Origin of the sequence: Sporosarcina sp. P37 (assembly GCF_002109365.1) — a bacterium.
Taxonomy (GTDB): Bacteria; Bacillota; Bacilli; order Bacillales_A; family Planococcaceae; genus Sporosarcina.
In genome coordinates, this window is sequence record NZ_CP015349.1 from 1,537,502 (window position 1) to 1,557,052 (window position 19,551).

Below are 19,551 nucleotides of genomic sequence, written 5' to 3' on the forward strand. Positions count from 1 at the left end.
GTTTCCGAATGATAGCGCACACCTCCCTCAGAAGTAGCATGCGCTTTTTCAGACCATTTGATTCCATGTAAAAGAGCTTCGTCAAATCCCGGATGCTGTCCGTATTTACTTGGTAACGGTTTGTTCTTCCTGCACACCAGGCCACATCTGCTTCGTGTACGCCATATCCCAAAACATATACTCATAACGCGTTGTATTAAGGAAGATTTCTTCCAGCCTTGCTAATTCTTCCTCCGGTTTGCCTGCCGCTGTTTCATTCATCAGGTCGAGGCACCAGTCCGCAAGCTCGCCGAATTCCTCTGACGAATACATGCGTACCCAGTCACCGTACAGCGGGTGTTCTACAGCCCCCGGCAATTCAGCGAGCTCTTTGCCGATTTCTCGATAGCTCCACGCACACGGCAATAATGCGGCCACTACTTCAGCCAAAGATCCATTTTGACTGACGTGCAGCATATAGTGTGTGTATGCAAGAACAATGGGCGAAGGCTTGGCATTTTCCAGCTCTTCTTCCGTAATACCAAAACGGGCTGCATATTTGCGATGAAGATCCATTTCGGTAGTTAGCGTACCATTAAGCAGCGCAGCAAATTTCCCCATCATTTCCACATCTGCAGCCTTCATCGCGCCTACCGCAAATACTTTTGCATAATCGATTAAATATAAATAATCCTGCACCATATAGAAGCGGAACTTCTCCTGATCCAGTGTGCCGTTTCCAATCTCTTGAACAAATGGATGGCTATGATTCTGTCTCCAGATTGGCAATGTTTTCTCTAACAATCGCTCAGTAAACTTCATTCAGACTCTCCCCTTTTTTCTTAGTAAATGAAAAAACCACTTCTTGACCAGAAGTGGCGGAGAGACATCACTGAGCATAAGTAATAAGCCTAGCAGTGTCTGCACCACTTCCTTACGCCGGTATGAACCGGATCAAGTTAAAGGGTTAAAGCGATACGCTTCTCTCAGCTCCAAAGAGCACCCCTAGCGGTAACAATTATTTCATTTATACGTCCATTTTAGGCATAGGTTGTCAGAAAGGTCAAATTGTTTCAAATGATGCACTGATGAATGTGTGCGAAGTCTGGATGATTCTGCTGACATCGGGCTGCACTGATAACCTTATGCATACTGGCTTTCATCCGGCGCGATTCTCTATTCCAGATGTTCTTTCAGCTTTTTCTGCACGTCTTCTTCTATCTTTTGTACACGCTCATCTTTTAGTTTGCGTCTTGGCTTAGGATGAAACCATTCGATTTCTCCATTAATAAAAGTTCCTTTAAACTCCTCGCCCTGCACCTTTAATTTAAACACTTGAAGCGGCCGAGTTTGATTTCTGCTGATGGAGCGTTCAATCTCAATGTCTTCTGCTTCATCTCTGATCCCGTGCTCGGATAACAGTTCCAAAACTTTAGCTTCTATGGCGTTTACTTCTTCTTCGCCGACATCTTGCTTAGGATGCGGATGAAGCCACTGGATTTCACCTTCATGATAGTCACCTTTATACTTCCGGCCGTCTATAATAAGCTTAAACTGATTTCGCTCATAATGCCTGTCTTCAAAAACTTTTTCCACTTCAAAGTCGTCTACCACAAGAAACACCTCCCGAATAATGTTCATACCTTGTAAATAGTGAATTTTTCTGCTTCAAGACCCTCCTTCAGACAAAGACTTCTCGCCTGAAGATTAATTTCCCTGTCATGCCAATTAACCGGCAAATCTCTCTTGACAGTAAAAAATTAAATTCCAATATATATCAGCTATAAGTAGTTGTCAAATCAATCGATGTTCTGATGTAAATCGGAAAAATTGATGACCCGATCGGCAATTTGATTAAGCAGATGATGATCATGGCTGACTACGAGCAATCCGATTTTTTTCGCTTTTGCCCATATTAAAACGGAGTGCCAAATTTGCGCCTGTGTAACAGCATCCAGCATTGTTGTCATTTCATCGGCAATTAAATAGCGGATATTTTTACTCGCAAGTGCGCGGGCCAGACAAAAACGCTGTAATTCCCCGCCTGAAAGTTCAAACGGCCAGCGGTGTAACCATTCTTCTTTAATGCCAAGCACCTCCAGAAGCCCGCTGTCCAGCCCTTCCGCCTCTTTGAACATCTTGTCCATACGCCAACGCGGATTAATCGCTTGTTCTGGATGCTGCCAAACCAGTTGAACGGGATTGACAGATGCCGGCGGGATCGGCTTTCCGCCAAGCAGCACTTGGCCATGCAGCGGCTTCTTATAGCCGCTGATAATTTGTGCCAGCGTTGACTTGCCGGATCCGCTATAACCGAAAAGACCTACTACTTCTCCTGGCTTGATCGTCAGGTTTGCGTCCTTAAAGAGCCATGCCCCATACGTATAATGATACCCTATATTCTGTATTTCAAGCATTTGAGTTTGCACGATTTCATTTTGACTGGTTGGAACGAAATTCGGCACTTTGTTTTTTTCTTCAGAAAAAGAAGACGTAAACTCATTTTGCGGTAATGCATTCCATAGTGCTCTCGTATATGGATGCTTAAGTTTTTCTCCTTTACCGGAAAAATCCGTGACATCAGCAATTTCTACTGTTCGTCCTTCACGGAAAACAGCAATTTTGTCGGCAATTTGTAACGCCACTTCAATATCATGTGTAATGAATACCATACTTTTGCCGCCGTCAGCCAATTGTTTTAACTGAGCGACCGTTTCCTGCAATGCCTTCGGGTCCAGACCAGGCGTCGGTTCATCTGCGACGATCAGTTCCGCCCCGCTGATCATTGCCGTCGCGGCAAGAACTCTTCTCGCCATGCCGCCGGAGAGTTCAAATGGGTACAAACCGCCAGCTGTTTCGGACAGTCCCACTTCTTTAAATATAGCGCGCTGAACTTCTCGCTTTTCTTTCCCTTTCACTGCGTCTTGAACTTGCTTGCCTGTCTTCATTAAAGGATCCAAGGCATTCACCGATTGCGGAATAAGCGAAATTTCTTTGCCGCGTAATTCCTCTTGCCTTTTCTTTGTCAATGCCTGACCTTTGTAAATCATTTCACCTTCGACCACTGCATTTTTCGGAAGAATACCTATAATCGCATTCGCCAGCAGGCTTTTCCCCGATCCGCTCGCCCCTACGATGGCAACGATTTCTCCTTGATGAATCGTTAAATTTACATTGCGGATTGCTTCTATCTTTGTTTCGCGTAACCCCTTCCCTAATCGCCGAAAGGTTAAGTTAAAGTCTTTCACTTCCAGCAAGGGGATATACGCTTTTTGATGGACTGGTTGAATTGAAGTCATATTCGTTTCCCCTCATCTTTTTTGGCCGAATATAGGAATAGGATTCCCGCCCCGGACATGTTCACTCATGGATACCCATAGACTATTTTCAATGAATTGGATTAATCAGTTTCCGCACGCTCCGCCCAAGCAAATCAAAAACACCGACGACGGCAAGCAGTGCCAGTCCCGGGAAGAATGCAAGCCACCAGTATCCCATCGACAAATAACGCATCGCTTCTGATAAGATGTTCCCTATTGCAGGCGTTTCCGTCGATAAACCAAATCCCAGAAACGTAATAGCCGCTTCATGCAATATGGCATGCGGGAACATCAAAATAAAGCCGATCATGAGCTGAGGAAGCAAGTGGGGAAGAATATGGTGGCGGGCAGCCCATACACGCGATTTTCCCAGTTGGCGGGAGACACTTACATATTCCGCCTGTTTTATTTGCAGCACTTCCGCCCTAAGCAAGCGGGTGAGGCTCGGCCAATGCGTCAGCGCAAGACCAATGATGACTCCTTTAAATCCGCCGCCGAACGCAAATGAAATTAACAATAACGTAATCATATGCGGCACACTTAAAAAGAGGTCGGTTAACCAAGTGACAATCGAATCCGTTATGTTATTCCAATAAGAAAGCAGGCTCAGCATCAGCGCAATCAATGTGCTTGATAAAGCAGCAATTACGCCCACGCTAAAGCTTAATGACAATCCTTTTATTGTTCGCAGCAACATATCCCTGCCAAGCCAATCTGTACCGAATAAATGCGCAAGAGAAGGTGCTTCGTTTTTCATTTCCAAATTGATGCCTGAATTATCCGTATGTAGAAAAAATCCCGTTCCAATGATGACTAAAAGGAAAATCGAGGCGCTGCTAATTACTGTGATCGTTCGCAGCCTGCTATTCATGATCTGGCTACTCATTTCATGCGCCCCCCCTTCTCATCCGGGGGTCAATCACTTGATATAATAGATCCGCCAGCAAATTCCCCGTAAATACAAATAGCGTACTAAATAAAACAATACCCAGCAGCAAAGGGACATCGCTGCCAAGTCCCGCCTGTACAACTGCTTGGCCAAGTCCGGGATAAGAAAATACTTGTTCCGCCAATATTGCTCCGCCAAATAATTCTCCAAACGAAGCGAAATGTAAAGATATTGCCGGAAGTGAAATATTTCTCAATCCATGACGCCACAATAATGTGAAGCCGCGCTCACCTTTGGCCTTTGCGAACCGAATATACTCGCTGTTGAGCACTTCAATAAGTTTCTGGCGCGTATGCAGGGCAACATTGGCCACTCCCGTGATGCTCAGCATCAATGCGGGTAAAAACAGATGCCGCGCACGTTCAACCAATGAAACGTCTGCTGACAGAACACCAGCCGGAGAGCCAAGGCCAACCGGAAACCAGCCAAGACTGACTGAGAAAAACATAAGCAGTAAAATGCCGATCCAAAACGCCGGTGTCGAGGCGAGACTGAAAGAATAGCCTTTGATCAGACGGTCAATCCATGTGCCTTCCTTCATCCCGGCAATAACACCCAGCAAAAAACCACCGGCACCCGATAGTGTCCAAGCGACAACCATCAAGGCCAATGAAGCCTGAAAACGCTCACTGATTACATCCGCCACTTCGCTCCTGTACAATAGGGACACACCTAACTCCCCTTGCAAAACGGCTTTTCCCCAATGCATGAATTGTTGGATTTTCGGCTCATTTATTCCCCAATACTCCGCAATATTTTCATATTGTTCCGCGCTGACCCGGGTCATATCTGCCCCAATATACGACTGAACCGGGTCGATCGGCGAAAGGCTTACGAGTGTAAAGGAGAGAATGCTTACGGCAATAAGCAAAGTTGCCAGCTTCACGGCTTTCCTGATAAAAAATAAAGCTATTTTTTTCAACCGCATTGCTATCTCTCTTTTCATTATCAATTGATTACCAATATATTCACATCTTCCATTCTGTTTCCTTACTTCCAGTGCCATTGTTCAATGAAATCTGTAATCGGCCAGCCGTGACCGTGCGGCTGAAGCTTTTGATCGCCGATATCCAAATCATCATTTACTAAGTAGATATGCTGCAGATTAACGAGCCACACCCACGGAGTATCCCCTTTAGAAGAGAAGCCTGTTTTACCGTCCCACTGGGCCTTCTGCCAGTACATATTTGCTTCTTCCTGTGTCGTTGAACGCATCGCTTTTTCCATATAGTCATCAGCTGCCGGGTTAGAGTAATAATTTACATTGTAAAAGCCTTCACCCCTCGTTTGGCTGCTGTGTATATTATACATTTCAAGCGGATCATGGCTTCCCCAGCCCATCATGACAGGATTGGAATACATGAGGTTTCCCAGATCACTCCAGCTTTTCCCCTCTGTCTTCACTTTAATACCAAGCTCTTTTATTTGTTCGGCCACCGCGATGGACAGCGATTGGCGTATCTCATCACCGGCAGGATAAAGCAGTGTGAAAGCGGCTTTCAAATGATCTTTCTCCCGTACGCCATCTTCGTTTTCTATCCAGCCAGCGTCAGTCAGCATTTTTTGGGCTTTCTCCAATTGGTTGTCTGTTACAGCCGTTTCAGGATTCCACCACGGTAAATTATCCGCGACAGAATAAGCTGGTGTACCAAAGCCATCTAAAATTCCATCTACCAATGCCTTCCGGTCAATGCCGATATCAATTGCTTTGCGGATGGTTGGATCGGCCGTCACATCATTCCCGACAGGTGCTCCATCTTTTGTATGTCCGCCTGTCTTCACGTAAGGAAATACAATGCCTCTGTTATCCACCGTATCCATTCGCTCCAGACGCATGCCTGCCACGTCCTGCTTTGCAAAACTTGGAGTAATCGCAGCTACATCGACTTCACCGGCTTTAGCCGCAGCCAGCGTTGCATCCTCCTCTAAGAAAAGAAACGTCAGCTTTTTAAATTTGGGCGGCGTTCCGTAATAATGAGGGTTACTTTCCACAATCAGCTGCTGTCCTCTGCTCCATTGCACCATTTGATAAGGGCCGGATCCAATAGGGTTCTCATTGTAGTTGTCATCATAAGCATGCTTCGGAACAATTCCTATTGTTGCAAGCCGTGTGCTAAATGTTGAATCCGGCTGTTTTAGCGTAAACTTCACTGCATAATCGCCCGAGGTCTCCACTTCGTTAAGATTGCTTAAATCAATTACAGAACCGCTGTTTTTTGCTGTTTCAAATGTAAAAGCGACATCCTCTGATGTTAAAGGCTCTCCGTCCGAAAACTTCACATCATCGCGGATCTCCACTGTATATTGTAATCCGTCACTGCTGACTTCAAGGTTTGCTGCTAAGTCGTTCTGAATAGAGAAATCTTTATCATATGTAAGCAATGTACTTTGAAACAGAGGAGACCCATACATGCCCCACCCGGTAGTCGGATCAAAACCTTCGTCTGTTTCACCGCCAATTGCCAGTATTAACTCATCTTTCCTGTCCGTTTTTTCATCCGGCCGGCTGCTGTCCTGATTGTTTGAACAAGCCCCCAAAACACTGATGAAAAGCAATAGACCAGATAGCCAAAGCTTTCTCATTGTTATCCCCCTAGTTATATCTATTGGTTTATGAAAATACGACAAAGTTCACAGTAAATTACCCGGCAGCTCTTATAAATTGCCGGGCATTTTCTAGTACTTCCGCAGAAAGCTTGGTTTCGTCTGATGCCATTCATCACTGATTACGTGGTGGCATGCTGAGATTATCCGCTCTATAAGCTGTGTAAAATTCGCCATGATCCGGATAGTGAACCCGGGAACAGCAAGCCTGGATATTCCAAATGCAAAGTCCCCGTCCTCCTGCTGAATTCTTTCATACAAACGATCCAATAACTCATCACTCGTTTTTTCTCCAACCACAATAAATGAACCTAAATGAGTATATCCTTCCATAAATCCTAACTCGTTCATATTTTGAGATGCCGGATGTAGTTTAATATGGTCAAAGACCGCCAGCTGATTCTCCATATAAATCTCCGTTTTTAGACGAAGCATATCATAGCTGAATTTTTCCCCTTCCGGCGACCAGCCCGGAGTCAGTATCTCGGCATACAGCAATGTGGCCCCTTTTTCCATGTATATACTGTTTTTCTGATAGCATCTGGCATCTTTGTATGCAATGAGTGCATCGGGCAAGTACTCCAGATAACTGTCTTTTCCCATATGGAACACAGTTTCCTGATACACTTGCTCAGTGGGCGTTCTGTATACTTTCGTAGCCGACTGGGTCGTCAATGTCAGCTTCGCCTGTTCACCAAGCGTAACTTTCATGCGATACCGGTCTCCGTCTAAATAACCGCCGCCCGGATTCAATAAGTAATAGCACGGGTAACTATTCTTATTAAAATAGACGGGGCGCATCACTTTAAAAGCACCTTGAAAGTAGACGCTTTTCGCTACGGAACGTCCCTGCCGATTTTCCATGACCAGATCAAGAACGCCTGTCCATTCAGACATCTTGTCCCAGCCCTTTTAATAAAGCATGTTTCCTGATCCATTCCACCACTTCATCCAGTCCGTCATCGTCTTTTAAATTGGTGAAAAAGAATGGTTTATTGCCTCTGAATACTTTCGTGTCAGATTCCATTACCTCAAGGCTTGCCCCGACATATGGCGCCAAATCAGTTTTATTAATAATGAACAGGTCAGATTTAATCATCCCTTGTCCGCCCTTACGCGGGATTTTCTCTCCCTGTGCCACGTCGATTATATAAATGGAAAAGTCTACGAGTTCCGGACTGAACGTAGCTGCCAGATTGTCGCCGCCGCTTTCTACAAAAATCAGCTCAAGATCGGGATGCTTTTCTTTTAATTCATTGATCGCTGCAAAGTTCATTGATGCATCTTCACGAATAGCTGTATGCGGACAGCCCCCTGTCTCCACCCCGACGATGCGGTCTTCAGGAAGAATACCGTTCGCAACTAAAAACTTGGCATCTTCTTTCGTATAAATGTCGTTGGTGATAACTGCCATACTGACTTCACCCTCTAAAGCACGGGTAATCTTTTCGACAAGCATTGTTTTACCTGCGCCGACTGGTCCGCCGACACCTATTTTAATTGGTCCCATATTACGCACATCCTAACTGTTAATTTTCTTTCATTCATCACGAACTGAAAATACGTATGCCAACACGTTCGTGCTGCATTTGTGAAAGTTCAAGTCCTGGCGATACGACACCGAACTCTTCTTCATCCAGCTCCATAATTTTGTCTGTCGCTTGCTGGAGCTGCTGCTGAAATGAATAAATAATTTTTTGTCCTGCCGTTTGTCCAAGAGGAATGGCCCGCACGGCATTTTGTACGAGACTGACGACAGTCGAATACAAATAATATAAAATCGTCGTTCTCTTTTCTGCTTGCAGATGATGTCCCACCATCGTAAAAACTATAGCGGGATGGCCAAAAGCTTCTTTATCACGTATTTTCTGCGTGTAGACAGACAGCATCGGTATTTTGTAAATAGATTGCGCAATGTCCAGCATCCTGTCACCCATACGCTGTGTGCCGTCACGTGATTCACGGGCCAGATTCTGCACAGTCAATAGACGATCCAATTCCCAAATCTCATCAAATTCATCCATATCAAGAGCATCATAAGCGATTCTTACAGCCAATCCATCCGCGTAGGCGAGCTGCTCATGCACATAGACATTCAGCCAGTCGGAAAACGTATCAGCGTCTGTGACTATGTCTTTTTGAATATATGTTTCCAGACCGAATGATTGGCTGAATGATCCTACCGGAAAATTGGAATCGCATAATTGGAACAATGACAGTGCGTGATTAGTCATGGCTATGCCCGATATGGCGGAAAGCCTTTGCAACTTTTCGTTCTTCCCGTTTGAATGGAATGCCCATTTCCTGCAGCAATTCCTCCACTAAATAATCATACTGTACGAGCATGTCCTGATCCTCAAACTGCGCAGGCAAATGCCGGTTTCCAAGCTGATGTGCAATCGTTCCCATTTCAAGCATCGAGCGAGGGCTGATGATTAGTAAATCATCAGATAGCACGTCAATGAAGATGATATTTTTATCATCCATAAAAAGAACGTCGCCAGCTTCCAAATCACGCGGATTTTTTAAACGGATGCCGATTTCACGTCCATGATCTGTTTCCACGCGCTGAATTCTTTTCATTAAATGCGCACTTTCCAGGTACACTTTCTCTTTATGGCGCTTTTCATATTCACCTGGTTCTAAATCTTTTACGTTCAGTAAGACTTCTTCTACTATCATGTTTTTCACCTCAAAATAAGAAATAGCGTTGCCCCATTGGCACTTCATCAATCGGATCACATGTGATGAGCTTTCCGTCGATTCTCACTTCATACGTCTGCGGATCCACATCAATATCGGGAGTGGCTGTATTTAATTTCATGTCTTTCTTCGTAAGACCGCGTATATTGCGCACAGGAAGCACTATTTTTTCAAGTCCAAGCTTTTCTTTTATTCCTTGGTCGTATGCAATCTGAGAAACGAATGTAATGGAACTCTGCGACAGTGCCTTTCCGAGTGCTGCGTACATCGGACGGTAAATCATCGGCTGCGGTGTCGGAATCGTCGCATTGGCATCCCCCATTAAGCTAAAGACAGCCATTCCATTTTTCAAAATCATTTCCGGTTTGACACCAAAGAATTTCGGATCCCAAAGAACAAGGTCCGCCATTTTTCCGACTTCAATTGAACCGATATACTCGGATATTCCGTGAGTAATGGCAGGGTTAATCGTATATTTGGCGATATAGCGCTTCACCCGGTTATTATCCGAATACTCACTGTCACCTTCCATAATCCCAAGCTGTTTTTTCATTTTATGGGCTACTTGCCATGTACGAAGTGCCACTTCACCTATACGGCCCATTGCCTGTGAATCTGAGCTTGTCATACTGAAGATGCCCAGGTCCTGCAGAATGTCTTCCGCTGCTATCGTTTCGTTGCGGATGCGTGAATCCGCAAATGCGATATCTTCCGGCACAGATGGATTTAAGTTATGGGCAACCATCACCATATCCAAATGCTCATCGATAGTGTTGATTGTATAAGGTAATGTCGGATTGGTGGAGGCTGGCAGCACATTCATCATGCCTGCGGATTTAATCAGATCCGGCGCGTGCCCGCCGCCTGCGCCTTCCGTATGGTACATATGGATAACGCGGCCATCAATTGCCTTCATCGTATCTTCAAAAAATCCGGCTTCGTTTAACGTATCCGCGTGAAGCGCAATCTGCACATCGTATTCATCAGCAACCCGCAGTGCATGATCGAGAACTGACGGCGTTGCGCCCCAATCTTCATGGACTTTCAAACCAATAGCACCGGCAAGTATTTGTTCCGCTAAAGGACCGCTCGCTGCTGCATGTCCTTTCCCTGTCAAACCGATATTAATCGGCTGCCCTTCCAAAGCTTTCAGCATGGAATGAAGATGCCAGGCACCCGGTGTGGCAGTCGTTGCTCTGGAGCCGTCACCCGGTCCCGCGCCGCCGCCAATCAGTGTCGTCGTTCCCGCTGTAAGTGCGACATCCACTTGCGCCGGATTAATGAAGTGCACGTGTGTATCAATCGCGCCCGCGGTAATGATTTTACCTTCGCCCGAGATCACTTCTGTGGATGCTCCTATAATAATGTCTACTTTGTCTTGTACAAGCGGGTTACCTGCTTTTCCGATGCCCGAAATTTTACCGTCCCGGATTGCCAAGTCCGCTTTATAAATACCTGTATAGTCAAGCACTACCACATTTGTAATAACCGTATCAGGGACCCGTTCGTCTTCTTCGCGCGTTATAAACGGATGCTGACCCATACCGTCACGAATCACTTTCCCGCCGCCGAAAACTACTTCTTCTCCATACTTTGTATAATCTTTTTCAATTTGAATAAACAAATCGGTGTCTGCCAGTCTGACGGAGTCCCCGGTTGTCGGCCCGTACATTTGAGCATATTGTTCTCTATCCATTTTAAAACTCATTTCGCATCCCTGCCTTCCAATGCTCCGTCTACTTTATTATGAAATCCGTACACTTCTCTTTTTCCGGCATAATCAATCAGCTGCACTTCTTTCTCATCACCCGGTTCGAAACGGACAGCAGCACCTGCAGGTATATTTAAACGTTTGCCGTATGTCACTTCCCGATTAAACTTTAATGCTAGATTTACTTCATAAAAGTGATAATGAGAACCGACCTGGATAGGTCTGTCGCCATGATTAACAACTTGCACATGCATACTTTCTGCACCTTCATTACAAATAATCGGCTCATCTTTCAAAATATATTCGCCTGGTATCATCGTTACGTCCCCTTTCTTTACATAAAACTATCGTATCGGTTTATGCACTGTGACTAACTTTGTCCCATCAGGGAACGTTGCTTCTACTTGAATATCATCAATCATTTCGGGAATACCATCCATTACGTCTTCACGAGATAGGATCGTTGCTCCGTACGCCATAAGTTCTGCAACTGTCTTGCCGTCTCTGGCACCTTCCATCACTTCGTATGTAATTAGCGCCATTGCTTCCGGGTGATTTAATTTAAGACCCCGCTCTTTACGTCTTCTGGCTACATCAGCAGCCACAACAATCATTAATTTGTCAATTTCACGCGGTAGTAATTGCATTGTTCAACCTCCTAAAATGTAATAATACGTTGCAGCACTGCTCTTTTCTCCAACTACGTTCAATATAACCCGCTCAATTTTCATTAAAATGAGAAAACTCTAACCGGCCTGCTATAGCCTTCCATAACTGACCACTTTTTCCTCCATATAATACATTCGACCTAATTTCAGATCATATAAAAAATACAGCTTCACACAGTTTACCCTAATGCAAGTCAGCACAAACGTTGTCCTGTGTTACTTTTCGCCATAAAAAACTGTCGAATGCAGCAAGAATCGTTTGTCCTGCCGACTATGGGTTCTGCTTATACAACAAGGTAATATAAATGGTTTACTCGCAGTTGATTCGTTAATGACTCATGCCGTCAGGGGGTGATCGGTGAGATTTTACATACTTCAAACAACTGGAAAGGAAGGATAGTCTACTTTCTTTACTGAAAAGTTAGAGAAAGTAGTTTGGAGTTACTGCCACTAATTTATTGTACAGTTTCTCGGTCAGGATTCAAGTGTTCCCGCTTACGGAGAAGATAATACGAAAAAACACTTCATCCCAACCGTAATGCTGCTATTAGCAGGCAAAAAAAATAGACTGTAATGTATGTACTCAGTCCGTATGTCCACGTAAATTCAATGTTACTTACATCAGCCCGACAGCCCGTCAGGCGGTGCAGCCGGGCTGTGCGGTCAATTCTTTCCTACATGTTACCGAATTCTGTACTGCTGTTTAATGATGATGGTGGTGCTCATATCCATGTTCTTCTGCGTATATACGAAAATTCTCTAAATCTTGCATACCGGTCGAAGTGCCGTCTAATGCTTGATTCATGCGTTCCAGCAAGACATTCCGCAAATTTGGATGATAGCCAAAGTACTCTGCAATTTCAATCTGCGTTTGCGGATGCCTCTCTCTGAACTGTCCCGCAAATTTTTTCATTCGCTCCATTAAAATTCCCGTGAATAAAAAGTATGGCAGCATAATAACTTTCTTCGCACCTAATTCTATACAGCGCTCCATTCCTTCTTGCACGGTCGGTGTCGCCACTCCCATAAAGGCATTTTCAACAATAGGCACCTGCAGTTTTTCCCACAACAAACTGCTGATCTTATAAAAATCTGCCTTGGCGTCCATATCACTGCTGCCTCGTCCAATAAAGAGAATAGCTGTACCTTCATGCTTCTGATTCACATCAAATCCTACTTCAGCAAGTCTTGTCAGTAAGATATCAATCACTTCTTCATGAATACCTATCGTTTGGCCATAAGTAAAGTGAATATCCGGAAAATGCTCTTTAGCATGTTCTATTTCTGCTGGTATATGGAGTTTTGAGTGGCCTGCATGCAATAGGATAATGGGAATTACATGAACTTCATCTGCACCTTTTTCAATGCATAATTGAATGCCGTCTTCGATATTTGGCGATGCGAATTCGAGAAAGCAAGTTTCTACCAGTAAAGCCGGGTCAACATGCCCTTTCATCTCGTCGATAAATTTGCGGACTTCTTCGTTTCCCGCCTCCAGCCGGCTCCCGTGTCCGACAAATAATACCGCTTTTTTCTTCGGCCCTCTTTTTTTCCGATATTTATTGATTCCATTAACACGTGATTCACCGTGTTCCATTGAATAAATAATTGAATCTTCTTTCACTGATTCATGGACAATCGCACGTGCTGTTTCTTCTTGCTGCACGGAGTACCATGTCCCTTTTGGATAATCAATGACGACACATTTATCTTTACAGCGGCCGTTACAGCGTGTACGCGATGTATGAATCTTTTCGTCCAAACGATTTATACGGATTTCATCACGGATCTGTTGTGTGACTTCTTCAGCTCCAGCTCCCATACAAGTAGACCCATTGCAGATGAGCACATGGCGCTGCATTGGCGTTAAATTCCAAGTAGTCATGATTGATAACCTCCGATTCTGTTAATAAGCGTCCGGGTAGAAGCCTTTTGCTAGTATTTCAACTGCTTCTGCTGCACGAATACCTTCAGAAGCCGCCGATAATGGCAAAGTGACAAACTTTTCATTTTGCACGGCAGGTGTTTCACTTAATGCCGGATCTGATTTGAGGAAGTTTATTTTCTGCTCTACTGTAGTTGAACCGTAATCAATTACAACAATTACTTCGGGCTGTCGCTCCACTGCATCTTCTTTTGAAACGGTAGCCCAGTTCCCCTCCACATCTCCAAACACATTGCGGCCTCCCGCCATCGAAACCAGTGTATTCATGAAGTTCTGTGTCGCCGTGAAGACTTCCGTATCACCACTATCAAATACTAAAACTTCCAGCGGCTCTTTTACTTCAGGCAGTTTGGCTGTAATCTCTTCAATGTCCTGATTCATTTGGCTTACTAGCTCTTCCCCGCGATCTTCTATCCGGAAAATCTTTGCGATATTTCGTATATCTGTATAGATATCTTCCAGAGTTGGCGCTACTTTAGTAGATGACATCTGTAAATAGCTGTCGATGCCCAGCTCTTTTAGCTCTTCACGTGCGGCAATGGATTTTTCAGTAAATGCACTTGACCAGCCGGCATACAGAAAGTCTGCTTCCGCTTCAATCACTTGCTCTTTGGATGGATATTGTTCCGCCAATACGGGAACTTTCTCATATGCTTCCTGTAATGGTTTGTAGATCTTGTCGTCCAAATAAGCTGTACCAACCATTGAATCTTCCAAACCGAGCGCAAGCATGATTTCTGTTACGTGCTGGTTTAATGAAATTGCACGACTGGGCGCCTTATCGTATTCAATGACAAAGTCATTGTTATCAATAATAATTTTTTCATCCTGTTCTGTTTGTCCGCTTTTCGCAGCGTCCTTCTCTGTTTCATTTCCTGTCGCTTTGTTTGAGCATGCCGCCAGTAAAAGTAATGTACTGAAAAACATACATGCTACGATTAATTTCTTGTACATATGCCCGTATTCTCCTTAGATTTTCTGTGTGAAAAATAAATGCAGTTTTTGTGTAAATGGATTCTTCGAAATGTCGGCCTGTACACGAAAAACTTGCTGTATGTTTTCCTCTGTCAGCACCTGTTCTGGAGTTCCTTTCATATGCAGAACCCCTTTTTTTATTAAGAGTAATTCATCACAATAGCTGGACGCTAAATTCAAATCATGCAATGCCGCTATAATCGTAATGGGCAGTTCTTTCACCAAATCCAGCAACTGAAGCTGATGTTCGATATCCAAATGATTAGTCGGCTCATCTAAAATCAATATTTTCGCCTGCTGAGCGAGCGCGCGTGCCAGCATCACCCGCTTCTTTTCCCCGCCGGATAATTGTCCGAGTGTTCGATCTTTTAAATACAGCACATCGGCGAGCTTCATGCTTTCCTCAACAATAGCAAAGTCTTCTTTACTGTCTTTTGCCAGCCATTGTTTATAGGGTGTCCGTCCCATCATGACCAAATCTTTTACGGTAAAGTCAAAGAGCACAGGAGTTTCCTGACTCACCACAGCCATTTCTCTTGCGATCTTTTTTTGAGTCATTTGGTCCATGTCTTTTTCGTATAACGTCACAACTCCGCTTGTTTGCTGTAAATAGCGGTAGATGATTTTTAACATCGTTGATTTTCCACTGCCATTAGGGCCAATAACGCCAATAAACTTGCCTTGATCTAACGAAAAGGAAATGTCATGCAATATTTTCTTTTCAAATACTGAAAATGAAATATTTTTTATTTGCAACATTTTTATTCACCATCCCCAAAAGAGTATCGACGGCGTCTAAGCATCCAAATAAAGAAGGGGCCTCCGCACACAGCAGTTACAATTCCAATAGGCATTTCTTCAGGCGCTATTGCAACACGCGCCGCCATATCTGCCCATACCAGGAAAACTGCACCCATTAATGCACTGATCGGCAGCACCAATTTATAGTTAGACCCGACCATCATTCGCACAACATGCGGTACTATTAACCCAACAAAGCCAATGCTGCCGCTGCTGGCAACTACAACACCCGTCAATAATGAAACGGCCAGGATAATAAAAATCCGAAAACGGTCTAAATTTATGCCAAGTGTCGTAGCCAGTTCTTCACCGAGAAGGAGCGCATTAAGCTGCCTGTAATTGAATAGCAGCAGTATAAAAATCAGCAGAAATGTAAAGAACGGCAAACCAATGGTTGACCACTTCGCGCCTGCCAGACTGCCGAGCGTCCAATGTATGACAGCTTGAATACCGCCTTGCTGTTTTGATGTCATCAGCATAAAATTGGTGATGGCCGAAAATACCATTGAAATTGCAATTCCCGCCAGAAGAAGACGAATAACAGATGTTCGTCCGTTGACACGTGCCAATAAAAACACGATAACAACTGCCAGAATAGCGCCGAAAAAAGCGGCAACAGACAGCGCATAGGTACCTAAAAAGCTGAAGGCACCAAGCAAAATGACCAAAGTCGCACCAACTGATGCGCCGGACGACACCCCTAAAATATACGGATCCGCAATAGGGTTCCTTACCAGTGCCTGAATTGCCGCTCCGCTGATCGCTAAGGCTGCTCCGACTATCGCGGCAAGTATAATCCGCGGCAAACGAATTTCCCATATAATAATGCTCTGTGCTTTTGAAGCCGCAACTTCTGCAGATAAACCCATTTTCGTAAAAAGGACTTCCCAAATAATACTCGGCGTAATATCAACGGAGCCCACCATCACTCCAAACGTCATAGAAGCCAGCAACACTGCCAGCAATACACTTGCTAATAATGTAAATCGCAGCTTAGTCATGTGAATTCGAAGGCTCCCAAGTAATGATCGCCGCATAAAATGGATGACGGTACACGTATTGGCCATCTTCCATCGCAATAAAAGGTTCAAGTGAGCTTTTCACATGTGCCATTTCAAACTGTGGTGACAAGATTTTTTTGCTCTGTGTTTCATAAAGTTGTTCCAATGTATTGTAACGGTATGTACGCTCCAGCTTGACCATTTCACAATTTGCGTAAATGCCTAATTGGTACAGTATATTGAGAATGGCAATATAATCGCGGCGCGGGTATTTTATTTCATAGCCATACTGCTTATCTAAGACAACATAATGCGGTTGGATTGGGCCCGTCGTTAAGCCGATGATGGCACGTTTTTGCGCAAGTGCGTTCATTTTCTTCAGTGCCGTCTTCAGTTCATACATACGGTAAAAGCAGTTTACTCCGACAACGATATCATGCGGCTCAACCTGCACTTCTTCCCATTTACTGTTAACAAACTGAACCGGCGCATCACTCTCATAGTATTGTCTTAAATAAGCAAGCACACTTTCGGAACCGTCTACAAGTGTCAGACTTTTTACGTCTTCACTCAATGGGAATGTATAATTTCCCCATCCCGGTCCGATTTCCAGGCAGCTTGCATCCTCCGGCATATACGGCTTCATTTTTTCATAGATTTTTTCTGCATAGTCGTCTGTTTGTTTATACGTTTTTTTCTTCATGGACTGCGCCCAAAAAGCTTCTTCGAGCTCATCGTCCACCATACGCTCGGGCATATTACCGTGCCAGTCCAGCATGCCTTCTTTCCAGAGTTTCTCGAAATCGATTTTTAAAGGGGATTCTTTCATGATTGAACCTTCTCCTCAATGCTTTCTATCATCATTTTGCTGCTTTGATGCGCCCAGTAACTCATAGATTTTATTCATATCCAGATGTTTGCGCACGTGATAATCCAGCATTTCATACGCCTGCTCTCGCCGTTCATCGTCTGAATGAATGTCGCCTGTGACTTCTGCCAAGCCTTTGGCCGCGCGAATTTGATTGAAATACATTCGGGTAAACGGACGATTTTGAAAAACTCCGTGTAAATATGTACCTATCACTTGCTCTGTATACACGCCATCTTGGCTGCCGTCTTCCATGCAGATAAAGCTGCGGACCGGTTGGAAGGGCGTACTGCGACCCAGATGTAATACAAATCCGTTCATCTCCTGACCCGCATAGTTCGTTCCTTTAATTTGTGTTATTTCATTCTCATTGGCCAGCACGGTTTCAATCGGCAGGATGTCCAGTGCGGAATACACCGCGCTTTTGTTTTCAGGCATCCGCTTGTCTATTATTGATCCGCCAAGCATTTGGTAGCCGCCGCAAATCCCGACTATTTTCTTTCCTTTTTGTGACTGCTGTAAGATCGCTTGGGCCAAGCCTGATTCCTGCAGCCATCTATAATCTTCAATGGTATTCTTCGTTCCGGGCAGAATGATGACATCTGGATTCTTCAAATCTTTTGCGGAAGAAACAAAGCGCACACCTACGCCAGGCTCTTCAAATAATGGATCCAAATCTGTGAAATTAGAAATCAAAGGGAAACGAATGACAGCAACGTCAATATCAAATTCCTGATGCTGAGGTTTCTTTAAGCGAAGGCTCGACAGCGCCATCGAATCCTCGGCTTCTATTTGCACATCGAAATACGGGATGACACCGAGCACTTGAATGCCTGTATACTCTTCCAGCCAATCGATGCCGCTGTCGAGCAGTTCCTTCATGCCGCGGAATTTATTAATGACAATCCCTTTTACACGCGCACGCTCTTCATCATCAAGCAGCATCAAAGTACCGACAATTGACGCGAATACTCCCCCACGTTCAATATCCGCCACTAAAATAACGGCCGCATCTGTCTCATGAGCCATTCGCATATTGGCAATATCCCGGCTTTTCAAATTAATTTCAGCCGGGCTTCCCGCACCCTCCAGTATCAGCACATCATATTGTGCTTCTAAACGCCGCAGCGACTTCCGCACTTCCGGCATTACTTGCTCAACAAAATTTTCGCGGTACGAAACTGCGTCCATATGAGCAAATGGTTTGCCATGTAAAATGACTTCCGACACCATATTCCCCGTTGGTTTCAATAAAATAGGATTCATATCGGTAGTGGCGCTTATTTTTGCGGCTTCCGCCTGAACGCCCTGCGCCCGCCCGATTTCTCCGCCATCTTGGGTGACATAGGAGTTCAGCGCCATATTCTGCGATTTAAATGGCGCAATCCGGTACCCGTCGTTAGCTAAAATACGGCAGAGCGCAGTGCATAAAACACTTTTCCCCACATCCGACGCGGTGCCTTGGATCATAATGGCTTTCATTAAAACTCCAGACCTTTCATGGCTTGGACATCTTGGTCAGTATAATAATGCTTTGTTGCATCAATGGTTGACACTAGATCCGCCAATTCCAGAATAGACGGATGCGCGGAACGTCCTGTAATAACTAAGTGCATGGACTTTGGACGGTTCACTATTGCCTCTATTACTTCTTCCAGCGGCAATACATCATCGACAGGAAAACGTGTGATGGATAATGCATTATTCAGCTCGTCCAGCACCAGAACATCTGTCGTTTCATCCTTCAGCTCTTCTTTCACCATTTGCCACGCTTTTGCAAGTGCTTCCCGGTGCTCTTCCGGTGTTTTCGTCCATGTAAATCCGATACCTAATTGCACGGTTTCAACGCCCAGCTTCCGCAAAGCAATTTGCTCACCATATGTGCGTTCGGGTGATTTAATAAATTGAAAATATTTCACCTTCATACCGCGGCCGATTGCACGTAAAGCAACACCGAGTGAAGCAGTGGTTTTTCCTTTGCCATCACCTGTATATACTAACAACATCCCTTGTCGCGCCATTTGCAA

20 protein-coding genes and 1 riboswitch are annotated in these 19,551 nt (G+C 44.6%); all 20 genes read right to left on the minus strand.

Annotated elements, in window-relative coordinates; genetic code table 11:
- Positions 1-105: 105 nt before the first annotated feature.
- The 20 genes from tenA to SporoP37_RS08100 all read right to left on the minus strand — a co-directional run bounded on the left by tenA (position 106) and on the right by SporoP37_RS08100 (position 19,545).
- A complete protein-coding gene (gene tenA / locus SporoP37_RS08005; protein WP_085430698.1) occupies positions 106-801 on the minus strand; it encodes a thiaminase II in 696 nt (231 codons plus the stop codon).
- Between the two features lie 92 nt (positions 802-893).
- A riboswitch (TPP riboswitch) is annotated at positions 894-996 on the minus strand.
- 159 nt (positions 997-1,155) lie between these two features.
- The gene (locus SporoP37_RS08010) at positions 1,156-1,593 is read right to left on the minus strand and encodes a HicA family toxin-antitoxin system (protein WP_231293321.1); all 438 of its coding nucleotides are present in this window, start codon (positions 1,591-1,593) and stop codon (positions 1,156-1,158) included.
- Between the two features lie 185 nt (positions 1,594-1,778).
- Positions 1,779-3,278 carry an ABC transporter ATP-binding protein gene (locus SporoP37_RS17430; RefSeq protein WP_085430699.1) on the minus strand — a complete coding sequence of 500 codons (1,500 nt, stop codon included), beginning with the start codon at positions 3,276-3,278 and terminating at the stop codon, positions 1,779-1,781.
- Positions 3,279-3,366: 88 nt separating this feature from the next.
- On the minus strand, positions 3,367-4,185 hold the full coding sequence (locus SporoP37_RS08020; protein ID WP_231293322.1) for an ABC transporter permease: 819 nt from the start codon (positions 4,183-4,185) through the stop codon (positions 3,367-3,369).
- 1 nt (position 4,186) lies between these two features.
- Positions 4,187-5,176: an ABC transporter permease gene (locus SporoP37_RS08025; protein WP_085430700.1), complete on the minus strand. Its 990-nt coding sequence runs from the start codon at positions 5,174-5,176 to the stop codon at positions 4,187-4,189.
- A gap of 62 nt (positions 5,177-5,238) precedes the next feature.
- On the minus strand, positions 5,239-6,831 hold the full coding sequence (locus SporoP37_RS08030) for an ABC transporter substrate-binding protein (protein WP_085430701.1): 1,593 nt from the start codon (positions 6,829-6,831) through the stop codon (positions 5,239-5,241).
- Between the two features lie 93 nt (positions 6,832-6,924).
- Positions 6,925-7,749, minus strand: a complete 825-nt coding sequence (locus SporoP37_RS08035; protein ID WP_085430702.1) for an urease accessory protein UreD — start codon at positions 7,747-7,749, stop codon at positions 6,925-6,927.
- Positions 7,742-8,362 carry an urease accessory protein UreG gene (gene ureG, locus SporoP37_RS08040; protein ID WP_081243167.1) on the minus strand — a complete coding sequence of 207 codons (621 nt, stop codon included), beginning with the start codon at positions 8,360-8,362 and terminating at the stop codon, positions 7,742-7,744. The genes SporoP37_RS08035 and ureG overlap by 8 nt, the downstream gene beginning before the upstream one ends.
- Positions 8,363-8,399: 37 nt before the next feature.
- A complete protein-coding gene (locus SporoP37_RS08045) occupies positions 8,400-9,086 on the minus strand; it encodes an urease accessory protein UreF (RefSeq protein WP_085430703.1) in 687 nt (228 codons plus the stop codon).
- The gene (ureE, locus tag SporoP37_RS08050) at positions 9,079-9,534 is read right to left on the minus strand and encodes an urease accessory protein UreE (RefSeq protein WP_081243169.1); all 456 of its coding nucleotides are present in this window, start codon (positions 9,532-9,534) and stop codon (positions 9,079-9,081) included. The genes SporoP37_RS08045 and ureE overlap by 8 nt, the downstream gene beginning before the upstream one ends.
- A 10-nt stretch (positions 9,535-9,544) precedes the next feature.
- The gene (gene ureC / locus SporoP37_RS08055; protein WP_085430704.1) at positions 9,545-11,263 is read right to left on the minus strand and encodes an urease subunit alpha; all 1,719 of its coding nucleotides are present in this window, start codon (positions 11,261-11,263) and stop codon (positions 9,545-9,547) included.
- Positions 11,260-11,583 carry an urease subunit beta gene (locus SporoP37_RS08060; RefSeq protein ID WP_085430705.1) on the minus strand — a complete coding sequence of 108 codons (324 nt, stop codon included), beginning with the start codon at positions 11,581-11,583 and terminating at the stop codon, positions 11,260-11,262. The genes ureC and SporoP37_RS08060 overlap by 4 nt, the downstream gene beginning before the upstream one ends.
- A 27-nt stretch (positions 11,584-11,610) precedes the next feature.
- Entirely contained in the window at positions 11,611-11,913 is a 303-nt protein-coding gene (locus tag SporoP37_RS08065) for an urease subunit gamma (protein ID WP_081243172.1), read from the minus strand.
- Positions 11,914-12,637: 724 nt separating this feature from the next.
- The gene (locus tag SporoP37_RS08070; RefSeq protein WP_085430706.1) at positions 12,638-13,819 is read right to left on the minus strand and encodes a CbiX/SirB N-terminal domain-containing protein; all 1,182 of its coding nucleotides are present in this window, start codon (positions 13,817-13,819) and stop codon (positions 12,638-12,640) included.
- A 21-nt stretch (positions 13,820-13,840) separates the two neighbouring features.
- Positions 13,841-14,833: an ABC transporter substrate-binding protein gene (locus SporoP37_RS08075; protein ID WP_085430707.1), complete on the minus strand. Its 993-nt coding sequence runs from the start codon at positions 14,831-14,833 to the stop codon at positions 13,841-13,843.
- 15 nt (positions 14,834-14,848) lie between these two features.
- Positions 14,849-15,613, minus strand: a complete 765-nt coding sequence (locus SporoP37_RS08080; RefSeq protein ID WP_085430708.1) for an ABC transporter ATP-binding protein — start codon at positions 15,611-15,613, stop codon at positions 14,849-14,851.
- Between the two features lie 2 nt (positions 15,614-15,615).
- Positions 15,616-16,656 (minus strand): FecCD family ABC transporter permease, encoded by a 1,041-nt coding sequence (locus SporoP37_RS08085; RefSeq protein WP_085430709.1) that lies wholly within the window; start codon positions 16,654-16,656, stop codon positions 15,616-15,618.
- Positions 16,649-17,485, minus strand: a complete 837-nt coding sequence (locus SporoP37_RS08090) for a class I SAM-dependent methyltransferase (protein ID WP_232329831.1) — start codon at positions 17,483-17,485, stop codon at positions 16,649-16,651. Before SporoP37_RS08090 ends, SporoP37_RS08085 begins: the two co-directional genes overlap by 8 nt.
- Before the next feature lie 15 nt (positions 17,486-17,500).
- Positions 17,501-19,006, minus strand: a complete 1,506-nt coding sequence (locus SporoP37_RS08095) for a cobyric acid synthase (protein WP_085430711.1) — start codon at positions 19,004-19,006, stop codon at positions 17,501-17,503.
- Positions 19,006-19,545: a cob(I)yrinic acid a,c-diamide adenosyltransferase gene (locus tag SporoP37_RS08100; RefSeq protein ID WP_085430712.1), complete on the minus strand. Its 540-nt coding sequence runs from the start codon at positions 19,543-19,545 to the stop codon at positions 19,006-19,008. Before SporoP37_RS08100 ends, SporoP37_RS08095 begins: the two co-directional genes overlap by 1 nt.
- Between the last annotated feature and the right edge of the window lie 6 nt (positions 19,546-19,551).

What these genes read in the sequence shown, in the direction of transcription:
- SporoP37_RS08035 (WP_085430702.1), bottom strand. Translation starts at nt 7,749, where the DNA reads ATGTCTGAATGGACAGGCGTTCTTGATCTGGTCATGGAAAATCGGCAG.
- SporoP37_RS08060 (WP_085430705.1), bottom strand. Translation starts at nt 11,583, where the DNA reads ATGATACCAGGCGAATATATTTTGAAAGATGAGCCGATTATTTGTAAT.
- SporoP37_RS08065 (WP_081243172.1), bottom strand. Translation starts at nt 11,913, where the DNA reads ATGCAATTACTACCGCGTGAAATTGACAAATTAATGATTGTTGTGGCT.
- SporoP37_RS08075 (WP_085430707.1), bottom strand. Translation starts at nt 14,833, where the DNA reads ATGTACAAGAAATTAATCGTAGCATGTATGTTTTTCAGTACATTACTT.
- ureE (WP_081243169.1), bottom strand. Translation starts at nt 9,534, where the DNA reads ATGATAGTAGAAGAAGTCTTACTGAACGTAAAAGATTTAGAACCAGGT.
- tenA (WP_085430698.1), bottom strand. Translation starts at nt 801, where the DNA reads ATGAAGTTTACTGAGCGATTGTTAGAGAAAACATTGCCAATCTGGAGA.
- SporoP37_RS08030 (WP_085430701.1), bottom strand. Translation starts at nt 6,831, where the DNA reads ATGAGAAAGCTTTGGCTATCTGGTCTATTGCTTTTCATCAGTGTTTTG.
- SporoP37_RS08020 (WP_231293322.1), bottom strand. Translation starts at nt 4,185, where the DNA reads ATGAGTAGCCAGATCATGAATAGCAGGCTGCGAACGATCACAGTAATT.
- ureC (WP_085430704.1), bottom strand. Translation starts at nt 11,263, where the DNA reads ATGAGTTTTAAAATGGATAGAGAACAATATGCTCAAATGTACGGGCCG.
- SporoP37_RS08100 (WP_085430712.1), bottom strand. Translation starts at nt 19,545, where the DNA reads ATGGCGCGACAAGGGATGTTGTTAGTATATACAGGTGATGGCAAAGGA.
- SporoP37_RS08080 (WP_085430708.1), bottom strand. Translation starts at nt 15,613, where the DNA reads ATGTTGCAAATAAAAAATATTTCATTTTCAGTATTTGAAAAGAAAATA.
- SporoP37_RS08085 (WP_085430709.1), bottom strand. Translation starts at nt 16,656, where the DNA reads ATGACTAAGCTGCGATTTACATTATTAGCAAGTGTATTGCTGGCAGTG.
- SporoP37_RS17430 (WP_085430699.1), bottom strand. Translation starts at nt 3,278, where the DNA reads ATGACTTCAATTCAACCAGTCCATCAAAAAGCGTATATCCCCTTGCTG.
- ureG (WP_081243167.1), bottom strand. Translation starts at nt 8,362, where the DNA reads ATGGGACCAATTAAAATAGGTGTCGGCGGACCAGTCGGCGCAGGTAAA.
- SporoP37_RS08090 (WP_232329831.1), bottom strand. Translation starts at nt 17,485, where the DNA reads ATGAAAGAATCCCCTTTAAAAATCGATTTCGAGAAACTCTGGAAAGAA.
- SporoP37_RS08095 (WP_085430711.1), bottom strand. Translation starts at nt 19,006, where the DNA reads ATGAAAGCCATTATGATCCAAGGCACCGCGTCGGATGTGGGGAAAAGT.
- SporoP37_RS08045 (WP_085430703.1), bottom strand. Translation starts at nt 9,086, where the DNA reads ATGACTAATCACGCACTGTCATTGTTCCAATTATGCGATTCCAATTTT.
- SporoP37_RS08025 (WP_085430700.1), bottom strand. Translation starts at nt 5,176, where the DNA reads ATGCGGTTGAAAAAAATAGCTTTATTTTTTATCAGGAAAGCCGTGAAG.
- SporoP37_RS08070 (WP_085430706.1), bottom strand. Translation starts at nt 13,819, where the DNA reads ATGACTACTTGGAATTTAACGCCAATGCAGCGCCATGTGCTCATCTGC.